This is a genomic window from Paenibacillus ihumii (assembly GCF_001403875.1).
Taxonomy (GTDB): domain Bacteria; phylum Bacillota; class Bacilli; order Paenibacillales; family Paenibacillaceae; genus Fontibacillus; species Fontibacillus ihumii.
In genome coordinates this window covers 229,668-247,933 of record NZ_LN884297.1, presented here as the reverse complement: position 1 = coordinate 247,933, position 18,266 = coordinate 229,668, and the positions used below count along the sequence as shown (strand labels likewise).

The window sequence follows — 18,266 nt, the reverse complement described above, 5'->3', positions numbered from 1 at the left end:
GGATTGTTATTTCCGTTCAATTTAGCAATTTACAATTAGGCAATATAGCAAGGTAACAGGATAAATGGATTTTCGGTAATTAAAATATGGATATGGTGCAGAGCCTGCAATATAACTGGATTTTGTGTTATTAATTCAGGGGTTTTACACCGGAAAATGGGGCTGGAATGTTTTAAATACATGAAATCCATCTAACTCTCTATGCCGCTCCATTACACTAAAAATAAGTACACGAAACCCAACTAAACCTTACTTAATCGGGTGCAGGATACAGAGTTGGTCGACAGTTATCCAAGCATGCCTCGATCCGCATCCGGTGCACAAGAAGCACGGCGTACAAAGTTCAATTCGAATATCAGACAGCGATATTTTACCGGTTATGGTCATTGGTCAGAATTGGCTTTGTAATCAGTTAATCAGCTATTGGCTTACGTACGTTACAGTTAGAGTTATAGTTAGAGTTATTAGGTAGAGTTTTCAGTTAGAGTTATCAGGTAGAGGCGATAGTTAATCAGCCACGGTTTCCAGATAGAAGTTGCCGGTTATTAGTCATCGGTTTATCAGTTGCCAGAATTGGTTGCAGCTATCAGTTACTTGTTCCCCCGGATATTAGTATTGGATATTCATTTCCTGTTCAGTCATTGGTTAGCAGTCAGCAGTCATCAGTCATAGTTATCAGTTAGCAGTAATCAGTGTTAATCATTTACTGTTTACGGATATTAGTTCCGGTTATTAGTCACAGTCTACAGTATCGGTTATGGAATCCAGATAGGCTATAGAAAGAGAAGCCGGTGTCCATAGCTTCTTTAGTATTTGAAAACAGCAGTAGTCTGTTTATTTATCTATTTGTGACGAAAATCACAATCTTCATAAAACAATCCCATACAATAAGAGTAGGGCCGGTGCAAATGAAGAAACGAGGTGCTTGTATGAGAGAAGCAAATACTTTGCAGGAATTTTCTTTTGATGATATGCAGAAAATTTCAAGGACAAAATTGGGACACACGGTGCCGATCGAACTTTATAGAGCTATTCGTCTTATCGGCATGTATCAAGGTCTTCCGATGAAAGGGAAGGGAACGACATTGACGGTTGGCCGTAAAATCGGTGAAAGCCTGCCCGTACAATCCGTGCAAGAGCTGCTTGATTTATTCCGCGAATTGAAGGTAGGCGATCCACAAATTGTTCTTGATGAAGACCATAAGCTTCATATTGCGGTACATGATTGTTTTTGCGTGGGATTGCCGGAGAGCGAAGGGAATCTGGTTTGCGACCTGGAAGGCGCCATTATGGAGGGAGCGCTTAGCAAAATAATGAACAAAAGAGTGTTCGTCAGGGAAATCAAGTGCAATGTAAATGGGGACGACTGCTGCGAGTATGAGGTGCGGCTCTAGTGTTTGATACAGGCAGCGTTAAGGGTAGTGATGCGGGTAATCGTGTGGGAGCGTAGCAGGAATCGCTACAGGAATCGCTACAGGTAGCGTTACAGGTAGCGTCAACAGATGGCGTTAATAGATGGTGTAGTAGGAACATTTTACGTACTTGCCCTGCATTCATGTTAATAGTTCATTTTATATAAATGGATTCATGGTAGTTAGTTTCGGCGGCAAGAAAGGGAAAGCAGATTTAAATGGATTTCATGTTATTAGAAAAAGGGAGATGGCGATCATGGGCTGGATTCTTGAATTTAGGTGCATGAAATCCATCTAATCCCTCGTAACATTCGTTTAGAGGATAATTAAATACATGAATTCCATTTATGTGTACGACACAGCTTTAGTGCATGCCTTTTTACTGTACAACATTTTAGTGTAAACAGGCAGCATAGCAGGCAGCATAGCGGGCAGTATAGCAGGCAGCGTAGCAGGCAGCGTAGCAGGCAGCATAGCAGGCAGCATAGCAGGCAGCATAGCAGGCAGCGTAGCAGGCAGCCTCAACATGCGGCCTCAACGGCAGCGTCAAGCAACGTTTAATACAGCTTCAATATCATAAGGAGGATGATCGCGATGGAGAAGCGTCAGCTTAGCCAGTATCAGGAATATCAGGAGAACAAATTTACCAAGCGCATTGTGTTCAAGGAAGAGGACAACGTTATTTTCATATTGAACTTTGCTCCGGGTGCGGAGCTGCCGACACATAAACACCCTGGTGCAAATGTGTATATACTAGTCCTGGAAGGTGCTGGCCAAGTGATCTGCAGCGGGCAGGCCTCGGCCGTGACCCAGGGAGACATCCTGCATATTACCGGGTACGAGGATTTCTCGTATCGCGGCGGTGAGACGAACTCCAGCCTGTACGTTGTATTGACGAAGATCCCCGGCGAAAACTACGCCAAGAACGTTTAGAGAGTTCCCAATTTGCCCTTTGCCCATCTTTTCCTTTGAACATCTTTTTGGTTACGAAGCTAAGCTTGTTTAACTTTCTACTATGGTAAAGATGGTTCCCATATGGATAAAGATAGTTCCGGAAAAGATAAAGATGGTTCCCATATGGATAGATATAGTTCTGGAAATAGATATAGTTCTGGAAAAGATAGAGAGTTCCGAAAAATAGGAGAACCCATTCAAGTAAAAGACGGGGTTCCCGATCAGCCTGATGGTGGACAAGGAGTGAGGAGTGCTCCTTTGTTCACCATGTTTTATTTTTTCGCCGGGTCAACAGCAGCATCAGGAAGGAAATGAAGACGATGGTAATGGTCCAGGCCCAGGCCAATTCGGTGTTCCCGGTATCGACGGCTACATAGATTGCGGTGGGAAGCGTCTGGGTTTTGCCCGGAATATTTCCAGCGAACATGATGGTTGCTCCAAATTCCCCCAGCCCCCGGGCAAACCCGAGTATATAGGCCGTCATCAGGGATGGACTGCAGAGCGGCAGCGTAATATGGCGAAATACTTGCCACTCGCTGGCTCCGCTGGATCGTCCAGCATCCTCCAGCTCCCGATCTACCGAGGCAAACGCGGATTTCATCGTCTGGTAGACGAGCGGAAATGAGACGACGATAGAGGCAATGACTGCTGCCCACCAGGAGAATATGAGCGGGGAGGAGAATAGCCATTCGGCGAAACGGCCTATCCCGCTCCTCCTTCCCAGGAGGACAAGCAGCAAGAATCCGACAACTGTAGGAGGCAGGACGAGCGGCAGCATAAGCACTGTCTCTAGTACAATTTTGCCTTTCCATTGCCGGCTGGATGTCCATCGGGCGATGGCCGTCCCCAGAATCGTGACCAGCACGCTGGACAGCAGGGCGACCTGCAGGGATAAGCGGATAGGCGGCCAAAATTCATGCCAAGGTATTTGAAGTATTTGAATGCTCATAAGTTCTGTGCCGGAGCGAAGCCATATTTGATAAAAATGTCCAGCGCCTCTTTAGACTGAAGATAGTTATAGAGCTCCGCGGCCTCCTTGCTATGCTTGGTGGACTTGATAACGCCGATCGGATACTCGACAGGCGTGTAGCTGGCCGGATCAACGGGAAAAACGACCTTCACCTTGGAAGAGGTCAGCGCATCGGACTGGTAGACAAAGCCTGCATCGGCGTTGCCGGTCTCTATGTATTGCAGAACTTGCCGAACATCCTTGGCTTGTACCACTTTTGACTGGAGGCTGTCCCATAGCCCGGCAGACATTAAAGCTTCCTTGGCATAGCTTCCCGCCGGGACGCTCTCCGGAATTCCCAGGGCGATCATCTTGATGCGATTATCTTTTAAGCCGCTCAGTTCTTGTACCTCTTCAGTGTTCTCGACAGGCATGATAACGACAAGCTTATTGGTCAGCAGATTGACATGCTGTTCGTCATCAATCATGCCTTGGTCCAGCAGGGCGTTCATATTGTTAGCTGCTGCAGAGAGAAATAAATCGGCAGGCGCACCTTGCTCGATCTGCTTCTGCAGAGCGCCGGAGCCCCCGAAATTAAAAGTGAGCTTAACAGCAGGCTGCTTCACTTCATAGAGGGCTTGTATTTCTTTCATAGCGTCTGTAAGGCTTGCCGCTGCTGAAATGGTTAATTCCACCTGCTCTTTGGGAGCTGCACTGCAACCGGCAGATATAAGGGGGATGAACAGGAACAAGGCAAGAAAGGTCCGCAGGCTTCTCATACATACAAACTCCCTTTCCAGTGATGATGCAGTATTTGTTGGACGATTCGCGTTTCATTATAAGTGGTTGTGAAGCAGGAAGTAAACCCTGCCGGCCGACGAAGAAGCGATTCTTGAAAGAAAGAGGGATTTCCCCGAAACGATATCAGGACTTCCCCTTATAGGAATGAGAATGGCTCCCTTTCATAATGAAGGTATAAGAATAGACAAATTATTGGTTCCCGCCATATCTTTGTCATTCTGCAGAAGGAGTGATTCATCCAGTGAAACGGAATTTCGGACTGAGATTTTTCAAACCGATTGAGAGCTACTCTGATCATTGGTCGATTCTTGAAGAGAAGGATCGCACTTGGGAGAATATGTACCGCGGACGATGGGCGCATGACAAGGTCGTCCGTACGACGCACGGGGTTAATTGCACCGGCTCCTGCAGCTGGAAGGTATTCGTGAAGAATGGAATTATTACCTGGGAAAATCAACAGATCGATTATCCGTCATGCGGACCGGATATGCCGGAATTTGAACCGCGCGGCTGCCCGCGCGGCGCTTCATTTTCGTGGTATGAATACAGTCCGCTGCGGGTGAAATATCCCTATATGCGGGGCCGGCTCTTGAGAATGTGGAAGCAAGCCCTGAAGGAAGCTGCCAATCCGGTAGCCGCCTGGGCAAGTATCGTGGAAAATCCGGAAAAGGCGAGATCCTACAAGCAGGCCCGGGGAAAAGGGGGCCATGTCCGCGTATCCTGGGAGGATGCCACGCAGATCATCGCAGCACAGCTCATCTATACGATCCGCAAGTACGGTCCGGACCGGATCGCCGGCTTCACGCCGATTCCGGCGATGTCGATGATCAGCTATGCCTCCGGCGCCCGGTTCATCTCGCTGTTGGGCGGCGAAATGCTCAGCTTCTATGACTGGTATGCCGACCTGCCTCCCGCCTCGCCGCAAATTTGGGGCGAGCAGACGGATGTGCCCGAGTCTAGCGACTGGTACAACTCCGGCTACCTGATCATGTGGGGCTCTAACGTGCCGTTAACGCGTACACCAGACGCTCATTTTATGACCGAGGTTCGCTATAAAGGCACAAAAGTAGTATCAGTAGCGCCGGACTATGCCGAAAACGTCAAGTTCGCTGATCATTGGCTGGCCCCGAATCCCGGGACGGATGCGGCGCTTGCCCAAGCGATGACCCATGTTATTTTGAGTGAGTTCTATCATGAGCGTCAGGAGCCGATGTTCCTTGACTATGCCAAACAATATACAGATATGCCGTTCCTTATTCTTCTGGATCCGCATGAAGGCAGCTACAAAGCTGGGCGCTTCCTGCGAGCCAGTGATCTGGGAGACACATCACAGCATGCGGAGTGGAAGCCGGTCATTCTCGACGAAGCCACAGATGAGATTTTGGTTCCGAATGGAACGATGGGTCAGCGCTGGGAGAAGGACAAGAAGTGGAACCTGATTCTGGAACGCGAGGACGGTACGAAGATCAGCCCGGCGTTATCTGTGGAAGCCCATGGCGCCCAGTGGGAAGAGATGGTATTCCCGTTCTTTGATCCTACCGGGAACGGAACCTTCAAGCGTTCGATTCCGGCTCGAAAAATCCAGTTGGCTGATGGTACAGAACGCCTGGCCGTTACCGTATATGACTTAATGCTGAGCCAATATGGCGTGCGTTGCAGCGGCAGTGACCATGAGGCAGCTGGATATGATGACGCATCAACACACTATACGCCCGCATGGCAGGAAGCCATCACAGGCGTCAAGTCCTCCATCGTCATTCAAATTGCCCGTGAATTTGCGCAGAATTCACTGGATACCGGGGGACGCTCCATGATTATTATGGGCGCCGGGATTAATCACTGGTTTAACAGCGACACGATCTACCGCTCCATTCTGAATCTGGTCATACTGACAGCATCACAGGGGGTGAACGGCGGCGGCTGGGCGCATTATGTGGGCCAGGAGAAATGCCGTCCGATCGAAGGCTGGTCCGCGATTGCTTTTGCGAAGGACTGGCAGGGTGCTTCGCGCCAGCAGAATGCCACGTCGTTCTTCTATTTTGCAACAGATCAATGGAAGTATGAGGAGACGGGGACGAATTCGCTGAAATCGCCTACTGGGGGAGAGCTGCGCTATCAGCATCCCGCGGATTACAATGTGCTCGCTGCCCGGCTCGGCTGGCTGCCGTCCTATCCGCAGTTTAACAAGAGCAGCCTCGCTTTTGCTGCAGAAGCTGAACAGCAAGGCATAACAGATAACGAAGGCATTATGAAGCAGGCATTGGAGCAAATCGTATCTGGAGAAGCCAGCTTTGCTGTTGAAGATCCGGATGCGCCGGAGAATTTCCCGCGTACGCTATTTGTTTGGCGCTCAAATCTGATATCCAGCTCGGCGAAGGGGCAAGAGTACTTTATGAAGCATCTGCTGGGCGCATCGGATGGGCTGTTGTCAACGCCTAACGAGGAGGAGAAGCCCGAGGAAATCACCTGGCGAGAGGATGTCGAGGGAAAGCTGGATTTGCTCGTGGCGCTGGATTTCCGGATGACGTCGACGCCGATGTATGCGGATATCGTATTGCCTGCGGCAACCTGGTATGAGAAGACAGATTTGTCTTCTACGGATATGCATCCGTTCGTGCACCCGTTCAATCCGGCGGTCGATCCCTTGTGGGAATCCCGTTCAGACTGGGATATTTACCGGACGATTGCCGGCGTTTTCTCGGACATGGCGAAGGAGCATCTTCCCGGCGTATATAAAGATGTTGTAACTACACCGCTTGCCCATGATTCTGTGAATGAAATTGCCCAGCCGTACGGCGTCATCAAGGATTGGCATAAGGGTGAAGCTGAGCCGATTCCTGGCAAGACCATGCCGAATCTGAGCATTGTCGAACGCGACTATACGAAGATCTATGACAAATACATTACTCTTGGACCGAATTTGAGCACAGGCAAAGTGGGGGCGCACGGTGTCAGCTTCTCGGTCGCCGAGGAATATGAGGAACTGAAGCGCATCAACGGCACTTATCATGATGATTCGATCAAAAATGGGCTTCCGAAGCTCCAGACCGCCCGCCATGCCGCTGACGCCATCCTGAATCTGTCATCCGCCACGAATGGCAAAGTGTCCCAGCGGGCATGGGAGTCGGCGGAGCAGGATACGGGCGTTTCGCTTAAAGATATTTCCGCCGACAGAGCAGCCGAGCGCATTACGTTCCAGAGCATTACGGTACAGCCGCGCGAAGTCATTCCTACCCCGGTGTTCAGCGGATCCAATAAAATGGGGCGGCGTTATTCCCCATTCACCACGAATATTGAGCGCCTTGTGCCATTCCGTACGCTTACAGGCAGACAGCATTTCTACATCGATCATGAGCTGTTCCTGCAATTTGGCGAGGCATTGCCGGTCTATAAGCCGACCTTGCCGCCCATGGTGTTCGGCCCTCGGGACAAGCAAATTGCCGGCGGCACGGATGCGCTTGTGCTGCGCTATTTAACGCCGCATGGCAAATGGAATATTCACAGCATGTATCAGGATAATCTTCATATGCTGACCTTGTTCCGCGGCGGCCCGACGGTCTGGATCAACGACGAGGATGCCGCTGCCCACCAGATTCAGGATAATGATTGGCTTGAGGTGTACAACCGGAACGGCGTTGTTACAGCGCGAGCGGTGGTTAGCCATCGCATGCCGAGAGGCACGATGTTCATGTATCACGCGCAGGATAAGCATATTAACGTTCCAGGCTCCGAGATTACGAAGGAACGCGGCGGAAGCCACAATGCGCCGACGCGAATTCACGTTAAGCCAACGCAAATGGTAGGCGGCTACGCCCAACTCAGCTATGGCTTCAACTATTACGGACCGATCGGGAACCAGCGGGATGTCTATGTTGCGGTCCGTAAGATGAAGGAGGTTGACTGGCTTGAAGATTAAAGCGCAAATCGCCATGGTTATGAATTTGGATAAATGCATAGGATGCCATACCTGCAGCGTGACCTGCAAGAGCACTTGGACGAACCGTCCTGGCGCGGAATACATGTGGTTCAACAACGTGGAGACGAAGCCGGGCATCGGCTATCCGAAGCGTTGGGAGGATCAGGAGCAATATAAAGGCGGCTGGACGCTTAAGAACGGCAAGCTTGAATTGAAATCCGGGAACAAGCTGTCCAAGATCGCCCTCGGCAAAATCTTTCACAACCCGGATATGCCCGAGATGAAGGATTATTACGAGCCATGGAACTACAACTATGAGCATCTCACTACTGCGGGCGAGAAGAAGCACCAGCCGGTGGCCCGTCCGAAGTCGGCCATTACGGGCGACAACATGGAGCTGGAGTGGGGGCCGAACTGGGAGGACGATCTGGCGGGCGCTCATGTTACAGGACCGAGGGATCCGAACATCGAGAAGATCGAGGAAGAGATTAAGTTCAACTTCGAGCAGGCCTTCATGATGTATTTGCCGCGTCTTTGCGAGCATTGCCTGAACCCGAGCTGCGTGGCGTCCTGTCCGTCTGGAGCGATGTACAAGCGCGACGAGGACGGCATCGTCCTTGTCGATCAGGAGGCCTGCCGCGGCTGGCGTTATTGCATGACAGGCTGCCCGTACAAGAAAGTATATTTCAACTGGCAGACGAACAAGGCCGAGAAGTGCACCTTCTGCTTCCCGCGGATCGAAGCCGGGCTTCCGACGGTATGCTCCGAGACATGCACGGGCCGTATCCGCTACCTTGGCGTATTGCTGTATGATGCCGACCGGGTGCAGGAGGCGGCTTCCATGCCGAACGAGAGGGATTTGTACCAGGCTCAATGCGATTTATTCCTTGATCCGAATGATCCTGCCGTCATCGCACAGGCCCGTGCAGACGGCATAACGGAGGAGTGGATCGAGGCGGCCCAGAATTCGCCGGTTTACAAGCTGGCTATTGAATACAAGCTGGCTTTCCCGCTGCATCCGGAATACCGGACATTGCCGATGGTATGGTATGTACCGCCGCTCAGTCCGATCATGAATTACTTCGAAGGCAAGGATTCGATTCAGAACCCGGATATGATCTTCCCGGCGATTGAAGAAATGAGAACCCCAATTCAATATTTAGCCAATATGTTAACCGCCGGCGATCCCGAGCCTGTGCAAGAATCGCTGCAGCGTCTGGCGATGATGCGTTCGTATATGAGAGCCACACAGACAGGCAAGGCCTTCGATGAGGGGCGGCTGAACCGCCTGGGATTAACCGCGCACCAGACCGAGCAAATCTATCGCCTGCTAGCTATTGCCAAATATGAGGATCGATTCGTAATCCCGACATCTCATAAGGAAACGTACTTGGACACCTATCATGCCCAGGGCTCGGCGGGCTTCGGGATGGATTGTGGGGGCTGCGGAATTGGCGGATCACCCGGAGCGAAGAATGCGACAGAAGAAGATTACTTCTATGGGGGAATTTGGCGTGATTAATCTCGAGAAGCTTTATGAATATAAGCATATATTCGGCTTTTTCGCCCAGCAATTAACGTACCCGGAGAAGCTTGATTTCCATCCATCGGTCATTGAAGGTCTGCTGGATCCCGGCGACCCGGCTTATGAGCATGTGAGGAGATTCTGGGATTTGATGCATGGCTTCAGTATGGAGCAAATAGAGGAAATGTACGTGCAGACCTTTGATTTTCAAAAGGATTCGACCTTATATATGACTTACTTCAAATTCGAAGATACCAAGGAACGCGGGCAAATGCTGGCCAAGCTGAAAATTCTGTATCAGATGTTCGGGCTGGAAATGCCGGATCATGAGCTGTCTGATTATTTGCCGTTGATGTGCGAGTTTATTTATGCGGCAAGCTGGCAGGGTAATGCACAGGCCGAGAAAGACTTTAGCGTACTGGCAGGCGTCATTGAGGATGGCACCTATCATTTGCTGAAATCGCTGGAGAAAAATGAAAATCCCTACTACCACTTGATCAAGGGATTGCGGGAGACGCTGAAGGCTTGTGTCAAACAGGAGGTGGCAAAAGAGCAATGAGCTTATGGAATCAATTCCTGTGGGTGATTTTCCCCTATCTATGTCTCGTCCTATTTGTTGTCGGCCATATCTACCGTTATCGCCATGATCAATTCCACTGGACAGCCAAGTCCAGCGAATTTATCGAGAAGAAGCATCTGAGGCTCGGCAGCCTGATGTTCCATCTGGGCATCATCCCCGTGTTCTTCGGCCATCTTGCCGGACTTGGAATTCCTAAAGAATGGATACAGTCTATAGGGATTAGCGATCATCTGTATCATCTGGGCGCGATGTATATCGGAGGCTTCTTCGGAATGATCACACTGGGAGGAATGCTGCTGCTGACCGCCCGGCGCCTGACGATTAGAAATGTAAGAAGATTGAGCTCCGCATCGGACATTATCGTAAACCTGGTATTGTTATTTATTGTCATCATGGGCATGTACAGTACGATCGTTACGAATACCGTCCAGCCTGATTTCGATTATCGCTCGACGATATCCGTATGGTTCCGGAATTTGTTTGTCCTTCGTCCTGAGGCCAGCTTAATGGCGGATGTGCCGATTTCGTTTAAAATTCACATTTTATCGGCCTTCTTTATCTTTGGGCTATGGCCGTTTACAAGGCTGGTTCACGTCTGGAGTGTTCCATTGAATTATGTAGGCAGAAGTTATATTCTATACAGAAAGAACCGTAAACAAGGATTGTAGGAGAGAAGGCGTTATGCCTTCTTTCTTTTCACTAAGCAGGGGTGTTTAAATGATGAGGGATGAACCGAATTTTGATTTTCAGCAAGCGATTGATTCACTGCGGGAACGGTTTGACTTTGATCTAGTCTCTATTGCGCTTGTTCAATCCGCTGCCGATCAGTTTGTACTCACCTGGCAGTACGCATCAGGCAATTTGAACGAACGCTATAAGCGGATTGTACTGCATTCGGGCAAAGGGATCGCCGGCATGGTGTTCAAGACGGGAAAGCCGATGATGATTCAAAATATAGCGGATGAACTCGATCCGAACGATTTGTTCAATTATCCGATTATCGTTGCGGAGCAGCTTCAAGCCGTATGCGCCACTCCTTTATGGAAGGAAAGCCGCGTTGCCGGCGTATTGCTGGTAGGCTTTCGCGAAGCAAACCGGTTAACAGCCTCCTTGCTCGATGATTTCAGGCAGTATCTCGACCCATCATTCGGCCCCTATTTCACCAAAGAGCTGATAGAGGAGTGAGCCCCTTGATCGATATCCCGATGTCAGATCTGTTAAGGAATATGTACGAGAACAGCATGGAGGCTATTTTCTTCGTCAATTCCGAGGGGGAAATTCTGCATATGAACCCGGCCGCGGAGAATATTCTGGATTACGATGTGATCGAACAGCTGCATAAAGGAGAAACGATCTCGATTTGCAGCTCCTGTGCCGGCTATACGAGTGAAGAAGCGATGATCTCCTGTGTGAATTGCTTCTTGAAGAATACGAAGGAGGACTTCTCCTCCTTTCAAGTGTATTTGAATACGCGGGGCAGAGGGCTTGTTCCTTATGCAGCAAGCTTCCATGTGATCGATGAGGCGAGGGGCATCCGTGTCTTCATGCTGCTTAATTTAACGAAGCAATACCGAACTCAGGAAATGCTGTATCAGACCAATATGACCAAATATGTGATCAAGGCGCAAGAGGACGAGCGGAAGCGAATTTCACGCGAGCTGCATGACAGCGTTGCTCAAGAGCTGTTAAGCTCCCTCGTCGATCTGCGCGTTCTGAAATATATGAATGCCGACGAAGTCGTCCTGAACAAGCTGCAGCAGACGGAAGCCTCGTTAACCCGGCTGCTCGATGATATCCGGCGGCTGGCTGTGGAATTGCGCCCGGCGTCATTGGATGATTTCGGACTGGAGGCGGCATTCCGCTCCCATTTCAAATGGCTGGAGAAGAACTATGGCCTGCTGATCGACTTCAAGGCAGAGTTATCCGCTGCGAGATACAGCAGCGAAATAGAGACGGTCGTCTACCGGATCTGCCAGGAAGCGGTATTGAATGCACTGAAATATGCGAATACAGATGAAATGCTGGTCAGGCTGTTTGAGGAGGAGGGGGAACTGCAGCTCATCGTGCAGGATGAGGGCTCCGGATTTCAATTGAACGCCAAGGATCCGCGAGGGACAGGGCTGGGTTTGTTCGGGATGCGGGAGCGTGCCGAGCTTGTGCAGGGCCAATTAACGATATTGTCGGAGGTGGGCGTGGGAACGACGATCCATCTTCGCATTCCGTTATCGTCAAATCAAGGAGGGGGTAAGCAGTGAAAATTGTTATCGCTGACGATCACGCCGTCGTTCGCAGCGGCTTCTCCATGATCCTGAATTATCAGCCCGACATGGAGGTCGTGGCCACGGCCGCAGATGGAATCGAGGCGTATCAAATGGTTGCCAAGCATAGCCCTGACGTCTTATTGATGGATTTAAGCATGCCGCCGGGAGAAAGCGGTCTGATCGCGACAGGCAAGATCAGCAGTGATTATCCCGATACCAAAATATTGATTCTCACCATGTACGACGATGAGGAATATTTATTCCATGTTCTAAAGAACGGGGCTGCAGGCTATGTGCTGAAAAACGCACCGGACGAGGAATTGCTGACGGCGATTCGCACCGTTCATCAGGGGGAAACGTACATTCACTCCAAGATGGCGACATCCCTTGTCAGGGAGTTCATCAAGAAGGATCAGGAATCCAGTGATTCCGACCCTTTCAATCTGTTAACCAAGCGGGAGATAGAAGTGCTGCCACTGATTGCTAAGGGTTATGGGAACAAAGAAATTGCCGAGAAATTGTTCATTTCCGTCAAGACGGTCGAGGTGCATAAGGCGAAAATCATGGAGAAGCTGGGCTTAAAGAGCCGCCCGGAATTAGTGGAGTACGCCCTCAAGAAGAAGCTGCTTGATTTTTAGCCAATAACCGCCCCGTAAGGGGTTTAATAAGCTAGCTGACTAAAAGTCAATATTACTCGTGTTCAATTATCCTGTGAGGTATATACGTTTCTTCTAATGATACGATTTCCTCTGGTGTTAATGTAATAGAAAGGGCACCTATGGCATCTTCGAGATGAGACGTTTTCGTAGCACCGATAATAGGAGCTGTCACTGGTTCTACAAGTAACACACCCGCTGAATATTATAATAAAGGTTAACATAGCCAAATCTAAAACGCACAATATTTAGGGAATTCCTCGGCACGATCAGGGGATTTCCCTATTATTTTTCTTCTCGTACTGCATTTACAATTAGACGTGGGAACCAATAATTCAGTATGCAGGAATTAGGTGATCTGATGATTAGAAAAATGCAGCTGCCTTTGCAAACGATGAATTTAGTACTTGGCTTTATGGTGTGGGTGATTATTTCGGCGCTCATTCCATTTATGAAAGAAGATATTCAAATTCCAGCGGAGAAGCTGGCGATGCTCACGGCGATCCCCGTCGTGCTCGGGTCAGTTCTAAGAATCCCTTTCGGGTACTATGCCAATGTGTTCGGAGCGCGTATCGTATTCTCGGTTAGCTTCGTGCTGCTGCTGTTCCCGGTATTCTATATCAGCGAGGCTTCTTCGTATACCGATTTAGTCATCGGCGGATTGTTTCTGGGGGTTGGCGGCGCCGTATTCTCTGTGGGCGTAACGTCTTTGCCGAAGTACTACCCGAAGGAACGGCATGGGCTGGTCAATGGCGTGTACGGGATTGGCAATCTGGGCACAGCGATTACTACGTTTGCAGCACCGGTGATTGCGACCCAGGTAGGCTGGTCATTAACGGTCAAGCTATATCTGATTTTGCTATTGATTTTTATCGGCTTAAATCTTCTGTTTGGCGACCGGAAAGAAGTCAAAGGGAAGACGCCTATTAAGGAGGAAATCAAGGCGGTCTATAAGAGCGATAAGCTGTGGTTTTTCTCGCTTTTCTATTTCCTCACGTTTGGTTCGTTTGTGGCCTTCACCGTGTACTTGCCTAACTTTCTGGTCTCGCATTTTGAGCTTGATAAAGTGGATGCCGGGATGCGTACAGCGGGATTTATCGCACTGGCTACATTCATGCGTCCAGTGGGCGGATGGCTTGGCGACAAGTTTAAGCCGTTAATTTTGCTGATGGGTATATTTCTAGGGCTGACGCTTTCCGGCATTTTGCTTGCCTTCTCTCCATCGATCGGGTTGTATACAATAGGCAGTTTAACTATAGCGATTTGTGCGGGGCTGGGAAATGGCGTTATATTCAAGCTGGTTCCGCAATACTTCGGCAAGCAGGCCGGAACCGTGAATGGGATCGTATCGATGATGGGGGGGCTGGGGGGCTTCTTTCCGCCGCTTATGCTCTCCATGATTTATTCCATGACCGGGCAGTATTCCATTGGGTTCATGGCTTTGTCTCAAGTAGCTCTAGCAAGCCTAATCCTTGTCATATGGATGTATTATCAGGACCGGCTGGTCATGTCCAGTAAGGTGTTTCGCTATACAGGGCAGGGAATTCTAGTTACCGACGCCAAGGGAAGGATTCGAAGCGTTAATCCTGCCTTCACCAAGCTAACAGGTTATAATGAGGATGAGGTCATCGGCCATAAGCCCAGTATATTAAAATCAGGCAGGCAGTCTAAACCATTCTACGAGGAAATGTGGCATACGATCCGAGAAACGGGCCAGTGGCAAGGGGAAATTTGGAACCGGCGGAAGAATGGGGAGGAATATTTGGAGTTTCTGACGATCAATGCGGTAAAAGATGATTCAGGTGAAGTCGTCCACTATGTTGGATTGTTCAGCGATATTAGTGTATCGTGAAAATCAGGGCGACCGGTCATTCGGCTGGTAGCCCTGAGCTATTTTTAGATGTAAGGTGGATGGAAATGAAGCAGTACGAAATAGTCGACGGGCCTATAAATATTCAGGATGCTATAGATAAGGTGCTGCATCCGGGGGCAGGTGCCGTAACTACGTTTACGGGGCATGTGCGGGAGTGGACACACGGCGTCAGAACGCTATATTTGGCTTATGAGGCTTATATTCCGATGGCGGAAAGGAAGCTGGCGCAAATCGGCGCCGAAGTTGAAGAGAAATGGCCGGGCACGCGTGTGGCGATAACCCATCGCATCGGTGAATTGCACATTTCCGACATTGCCGTCGTCATTGCCGTATCGTCACCGCATCGGAAGGCGGCTTACGGGGCCAATGAATACGCAATTGAACGCATCAAAGAAATGGTGCCGATCTGGAAGAAGGAAATATGGGAAGACGGCGAGGAATGGATTGGAGAGCAGGGGAAGAAGCCTGAGCTTGGAGGGAGAGCGGAATGATACGAGTGCTCTATTTTGCAGGTCTGCGCGATGTGACAGGGAAGCCGGAGGAGCTCATTGATCGTCAGGAATGGACGGTTCAGGAATTTATGGACTGGGTACAAGCAGCCTACCCGGATTTTAAGGCTAAAACTGTATTTGTTGCTGTGAATGAGGAGTATGCTCGCCAAGATGATGTTATCCGGACAGGGGACACGGTGGCTGTAATACCTCCCGTGAGCGGCGGTTAAATGCTAAAGGGCCATATGATAAGTAATTGCGGGAGGACATGAGAGGGGCAAAGGGGATGTTGAGAAATGAACCTATACGCGACCAGCTGAATCGGCCCATCCGCGATCTGCGCATTTCAGTAACGGATCGCTGCAATTTTCGCTGTACCTACTGCATGCCTAAGGAGATTTTCGGCGATGATTATGAATTTTTGCCTAAAAGCGAGCTGCTGACACTGGAAGAAATCTGTTACACAGCACAATTGTTTGCTTCTCTGGGTGTAAAGAAGATTCGTTTAACAGGCGGGGAGCCCCTGCTGCGCAGAAATTTGCCGGAACTCGTGGGCAGGCTGGTGAACATTGAAGGGATCGAGGACATAGGCCTGACTACGAATGGCCTGCTCCTGAAGCAATATGCTCAAGCGTTGTATGATCAAGGCCTCCGCAGGTTGAACATTAGCCTGGATGCCCTGGATCCGGATTTATTTGCATATATGAATGGACGCGGCATCAGACCGGTCACCATACTTGACAATATTGAGCATGCCAGGGAAATCGGCTTTCAGATCAAGGTAAATATGGTGGTGCAAAAAGGCGTAAATAATCAGGAAATTCTTCCGATGGCTGCCTACTTCAAAGAGAAGGGCATCACGCTGTGCTTCATCGAATTCATGGATGTGGGCAACGATAACGATTGGAGTCTGGACCGCGTGGTTACCAAAAGGGATATTTATGATCAATTGTCCAGGGTGTACGAGCTGGAGGCCTTGGAGCCGCATTATTATGGTGAAGTAGCGCAGAGATACCGCTATAAGGACGCTGAAGCCGAGGTCGGCTTTATTACCTCGGTATCGGAATCATTCTGTTCGACCTGTACGCGTGCTAGGCTCTCGTCTGAAGGGAAATTCTATACCTGCCTGTTTGCCTCGCAGGGCTTTGATTTGCGCAGCCTCTTGCGGGGAGGGGCGTCCAGGGAGGAAATCCTTGCCGCCATTCGAAGCGTCTGGGAGCAGCGGGGGGATCGGTACTCCGATGAACGAACGGAGCAGAGGGCTCTGCTGCGGAAGAAAATCAATATGTCCTATATTGGCGGTTAAAAGAAATGGCATAAGGGGAAGAGGTTAGAGGAATGTGAAGAAGCAGGGGATCGTCATTCCCCATGAGCATGGGGGATGGGCCATGGTCAGTGTTCCGTTTGTGATCGGAATGGTGACGGGGCGGCCGCAGTGGATGCATCTGCCTTTAATTCTGGCATGGCTGTTTCTATACTTGTCGTCGTATCCGTTTCTACAATCGGTCAAGCGCAAAAAAGAGCGCAGACGCCTGGTCGCTTGGGGCGTGATTTATGGCGCTATTGCCCTATTATGCTTGGTTCCGGTTCTGATCAGCTTTCCGAAGCTATTTTATTTTGGGCCGATTTTGCTTGTCCTGCTATCGGTCAATTTATGGCATGTGAAGCAAAAATCAGAACGGGCCGTATTGAATGATCTGTGTGCTGTTCTGATCTTCTCGATCGGCGGGGCTGCCGCTTATTGGCTTGGCGGAGGCGGATGGGATCGCACCATGCTGCTGGTCGTTTGGTTTAACGTGCTTTTTTTCATGGGCAGCGTGTTCTTCGTGAAGTCTGTATTCCGCGAGCGGACCAATAGGCGGTGGATCGCCTGTGCAAAAGGATACCATGTCGTCCTGCTGGTGATTCCCTGGCTGCTAGGCTTGCCGCTGATGATGACAGCCTATTTGTTCCCGCTTATTCGTACCTTCGTTTTTGCCGGGAGAACACTGCGGCCTATGAAAGTAGGGATTATAGAAATTATCGGCTCTGTTCAATATTTGCTCCTCGCTGTTATTGTGCTCTAGCGTGCTTACTGTTTCGATGATCTCCAGGCAGGTTAATTTTAAGCGTCCATGCAAATCTGCACAGAAGTATAAGGAGAGAAATCGATTATGAAACAGAAATTGCAAACGAACGAGCTGGATCATAAATTGAAGAAAATTACGATAACCGTAAATGGAGAACCGATTGGCTACGATCTCTTGCTTGACAACGTCACCTATGTACCAGTTGCCAAGACGCATATTATACGGCGCTGATGTTTTGATTTCTGTGGAGCGGGTAATACAATACCGTACCCGATGCGGTACCTTACAAATACGATAAGGAGTGAACCAACCATGGCTAACAACAATCGTGACGGTAAGATGAGCTTGGAGGAAGCAGGCCGTAAGGGCGGCGAGGCTACTGCCAGAAATCATGACAAGGAATTCTATCAGGAGATTGGCAAGAAGGGTGGCGAAGCTACCGCTAAGAACCATGATAAGGAATTCTATCAGGAAATTGGCCGCAAAGGCGGCGAGGCTACCGCTAAAAATCATGACAAAGAGTTCTATCAGGAAATCGGGCACAAAGGCGGCGAAGCCCGCAGCAATTCCGATAACGATGACGGGAAGATGAGCCGCGAGGAAGCGGGCCGCAAAGGCGGCGAAGCGCGGGCTCGCCAGCGCAGGGATAAATAACAGCGTGTTCATGCATGGTACGATGATTATACAATATACGTGACTGGCCTTTAGGCCAAGCAAGGGGCCGTCCCAGAAGTCATCATAGATGACGGGGGCGCCCCCTTTCTTTTAGAAAGCTATCC

General features: G+C 49.8%; 18 protein-coding genes and 1 pseudogene. 16 read left to right on the top strand and 3 right to left on the bottom strand.

Annotated elements, in window-relative coordinates; genetic code table 11:
- Positions 1–929: 929 nt before the first annotated feature.
- Entirely contained in the window at positions 930–1,394 is a 465-nt protein-coding gene (locus tag BN2762_RS03875; RefSeq protein WP_055105716.1) for a V4R domain-containing protein, read from the top strand.
- A gap of 612 nt (positions 1,395–2,006) precedes the next feature.
- Complete coding sequence (locus BN2762_RS03870) at positions 2,007–2,345, top strand: cupin domain-containing protein (protein ID WP_055105715.1); 339 nt, start codon at positions 2,007–2,009, stop codon at positions 2,343–2,345.
- 283 nt (positions 2,346–2,628) lie between these two features.
- On the opposite strand, the gene modB is transcribed toward BN2762_RS03870, so the two are convergent.
- Positions 2,629–3,315 (bottom strand): molybdate ABC transporter permease subunit, encoded by a 687-nt coding sequence (modB, locus tag BN2762_RS03865; RefSeq protein ID WP_055105714.1) that lies wholly within the window; start codon positions 3,313–3,315, stop codon positions 2,629–2,631.
- Positions 3,312–4,094 (bottom strand): molybdate ABC transporter substrate-binding protein, encoded by a 783-nt coding sequence (gene modA, locus BN2762_RS03860; protein WP_055105713.1) that lies wholly within the window; start codon positions 4,092–4,094, stop codon positions 3,312–3,314. Before modA ends, modB begins: the two co-directional genes overlap by 4 nt.
- A 263-nt stretch (positions 4,095–4,357) precedes the next feature.
- Here modA and BN2762_RS03855 point away from each other — a divergent pair, with 263 nt between their 5' ends.
- From BN2762_RS03855 to BN2762_RS03825, 7 genes are read left to right on the top strand one after another with little or no spacing between them, the layout of a single operon-like run.
- Complete coding sequence (locus tag BN2762_RS03855; RefSeq protein WP_055105712.1) at positions 4,358–8,032, top strand: nitrate reductase subunit alpha; 3,675 nt, start codon at positions 4,358–4,360, stop codon at positions 8,030–8,032.
- A complete protein-coding gene (gene narH / locus BN2762_RS03850) occupies positions 8,022–9,554 on the top strand; it encodes a nitrate reductase subunit beta (RefSeq protein ID WP_055105711.1) in 1,533 nt (510 codons plus the stop codon). Before BN2762_RS03855 ends, narH begins: the two co-directional genes overlap by 11 nt.
- The gene (gene narJ, locus BN2762_RS03845) at positions 9,547–10,116 is read left to right on the top strand and encodes a nitrate reductase molybdenum cofactor assembly chaperone (RefSeq protein ID WP_055105957.1); all 570 of its coding nucleotides are present in this window, start codon (positions 9,547–9,549) and stop codon (positions 10,114–10,116) included. Before narH ends, narJ begins: the two co-directional genes overlap by 8 nt.
- Entirely contained in the window at positions 10,113–10,805 is a 693-nt protein-coding gene (gene narI, locus BN2762_RS03840; RefSeq protein ID WP_055105710.1) for a respiratory nitrate reductase subunit gamma, read from the top strand. The genes narJ and narI overlap by 4 nt, the downstream gene beginning before the upstream one ends.
- A 49-nt stretch (positions 10,806–10,854) precedes the next feature.
- Positions 10,855–11,322, top strand: coding sequence for a GAF domain-containing protein (locus BN2762_RS03835; RefSeq protein ID WP_316246759.1), 468 nt, complete (start codon positions 10,855–10,857; stop codon positions 11,320–11,322).
- Between the two features lie 20 nt (positions 11,323–11,342).
- On the top strand, positions 11,343–12,392 hold the full coding sequence (locus BN2762_RS03830; protein ID WP_055105955.1) for a sensor histidine kinase: 1,050 nt from the start codon (positions 11,343–11,345) through the stop codon (positions 12,390–12,392).
- Positions 12,389–13,036 (top strand): response regulator transcription factor, encoded by a 648-nt coding sequence (locus BN2762_RS03825; protein WP_055105709.1) that lies wholly within the window; start codon positions 12,389–12,391, stop codon positions 13,034–13,036. The genes BN2762_RS03830 and BN2762_RS03825 overlap by 4 nt, the downstream gene beginning before the upstream one ends.
- Before the next feature lie 52 nt (positions 13,037–13,088).
- Here BN2762_RS03825 and BN2762_RS27475 read toward each other — a convergent pair.
- Positions 13,089–13,253, bottom strand: a pseudogene (locus tag BN2762_RS27475) (aldo/keto reductase); the annotation flags it as partial.
- 162 nt (positions 13,254–13,415) lie between these two features.
- On the opposite strand from BN2762_RS27475, the gene BN2762_RS03820 reads away from it, so the two are divergent.
- From BN2762_RS03820 to BN2762_RS03795, 7 genes are all read left to right on the top strand, one after another.
- Positions 13,416–14,906 (top strand): MFS transporter, encoded by a 1,491-nt coding sequence (locus BN2762_RS03820; RefSeq protein WP_055105708.1) that lies wholly within the window; start codon positions 13,416–13,418, stop codon positions 14,904–14,906.
- A 65-nt stretch (positions 14,907–14,971) separates the two neighbouring features.
- Positions 14,972–15,418, top strand: coding sequence for a molybdenum cofactor biosynthesis protein MoaE (locus tag BN2762_RS03815; protein ID WP_083484749.1), 447 nt, complete (start codon positions 14,972–14,974; stop codon positions 15,416–15,418).
- On the top strand, positions 15,415–15,648 hold the full coding sequence (moaD, locus tag BN2762_RS03810; protein WP_055105706.1) for a molybdopterin converting factor subunit 1: 234 nt from the start codon (positions 15,415–15,417) through the stop codon (positions 15,646–15,648). Before BN2762_RS03815 ends, moaD begins: the two co-directional genes overlap by 4 nt.
- 56 nt (positions 15,649–15,704) lie before the next feature.
- Positions 15,705–16,724, top strand: coding sequence for a GTP 3',8-cyclase MoaA (gene moaA, locus BN2762_RS03805; protein WP_187386470.1), 1,020 nt, complete (start codon positions 15,705–15,707; stop codon positions 16,722–16,724).
- Positions 16,725–16,758: 34 nt separating this feature from the next.
- Positions 16,759–17,484, top strand: coding sequence for a YwiC-like family protein (locus tag BN2762_RS03800; RefSeq protein ID WP_055105705.1), 726 nt, complete (start codon positions 16,759–16,761; stop codon positions 17,482–17,484).
- An 87-nt stretch (positions 17,485–17,571) separates the two neighbouring features.
- Complete coding sequence (locus tag BN2762_RS27200; protein ID WP_187386469.1) at positions 17,572–17,718, top strand: hypothetical protein; 147 nt, start codon at positions 17,572–17,574, stop codon at positions 17,716–17,718.
- An 81-nt stretch (positions 17,719–17,799) separates the two neighbouring features.
- Complete coding sequence (locus tag BN2762_RS03795) at positions 17,800–18,141, top strand: KGG domain-containing protein (protein WP_055105704.1); 342 nt, start codon at positions 17,800–17,802, stop codon at positions 18,139–18,141.
- Positions 18,142–18,266 lie beyond the last annotated feature (125 nt).

Excerpts from the sequence above, each read along its gene's own strand:
- BN2762_RS03875 (WP_055105716.1), top strand. The coding sequence starts at position 930 with ATGAGAGAAGCAAATACTTTGCAGGAATTTTCTTTTGATGATATGCAG.
- BN2762_RS03870 (WP_055105715.1), top strand. The coding sequence starts at position 2,007 with ATGGAGAAGCGTCAGCTTAGCCAGTATCAGGAATATCAGGAGAACAAA.
- modB (WP_055105714.1), bottom strand. The coding sequence starts at position 3,315 with ATGAGCATTCAAATACTTCAAATACCTTGGCATGAATTTTGGCCGCCT.
- modA (WP_055105713.1), bottom strand. The coding sequence starts at position 4,094 with ATGAGAAGCCTGCGGACCTTTCTTGCCTTGTTCCTGTTCATCCCCCTT.
- narI (WP_055105710.1), top strand. The coding sequence starts at position 10,113 with ATGAGCTTATGGAATCAATTCCTGTGGGTGATTTTCCCCTATCTATGT.
- BN2762_RS03835 (WP_316246759.1), top strand. The coding sequence starts at position 10,855 with ATGATGAGGGATGAACCGAATTTTGATTTTCAGCAAGCGATTGATTCA.
- BN2762_RS03830 (WP_055105955.1), top strand. The coding sequence starts at position 11,343 with ATGTCAGATCTGTTAAGGAATATGTACGAGAACAGCATGGAGGCTATT.
- BN2762_RS03820 (WP_055105708.1), top strand. The coding sequence starts at position 13,416 with ATGATTAGAAAAATGCAGCTGCCTTTGCAAACGATGAATTTAGTACTT.
- BN2762_RS03815 (WP_083484749.1), top strand. The coding sequence starts at position 14,972 with ATGAAGCAGTACGAAATAGTCGACGGGCCTATAAATATTCAGGATGCT.
- moaD (WP_055105706.1), top strand. The coding sequence starts at position 15,415 with ATGATACGAGTGCTCTATTTTGCAGGTCTGCGCGATGTGACAGGGAAG.
- moaA (WP_187386470.1), top strand. The coding sequence starts at position 15,705 with ATGTTGAGAAATGAACCTATACGCGACCAGCTGAATCGGCCCATCCGC.
- BN2762_RS27200 (WP_187386469.1), top strand. The coding sequence starts at position 17,572 with ATGAAACAGAAATTGCAAACGAACGAGCTGGATCATAAATTGAAGAAA.
- BN2762_RS03795 (WP_055105704.1), top strand. The coding sequence starts at position 17,800 with ATGGCTAACAACAATCGTGACGGTAAGATGAGCTTGGAGGAAGCAGGC.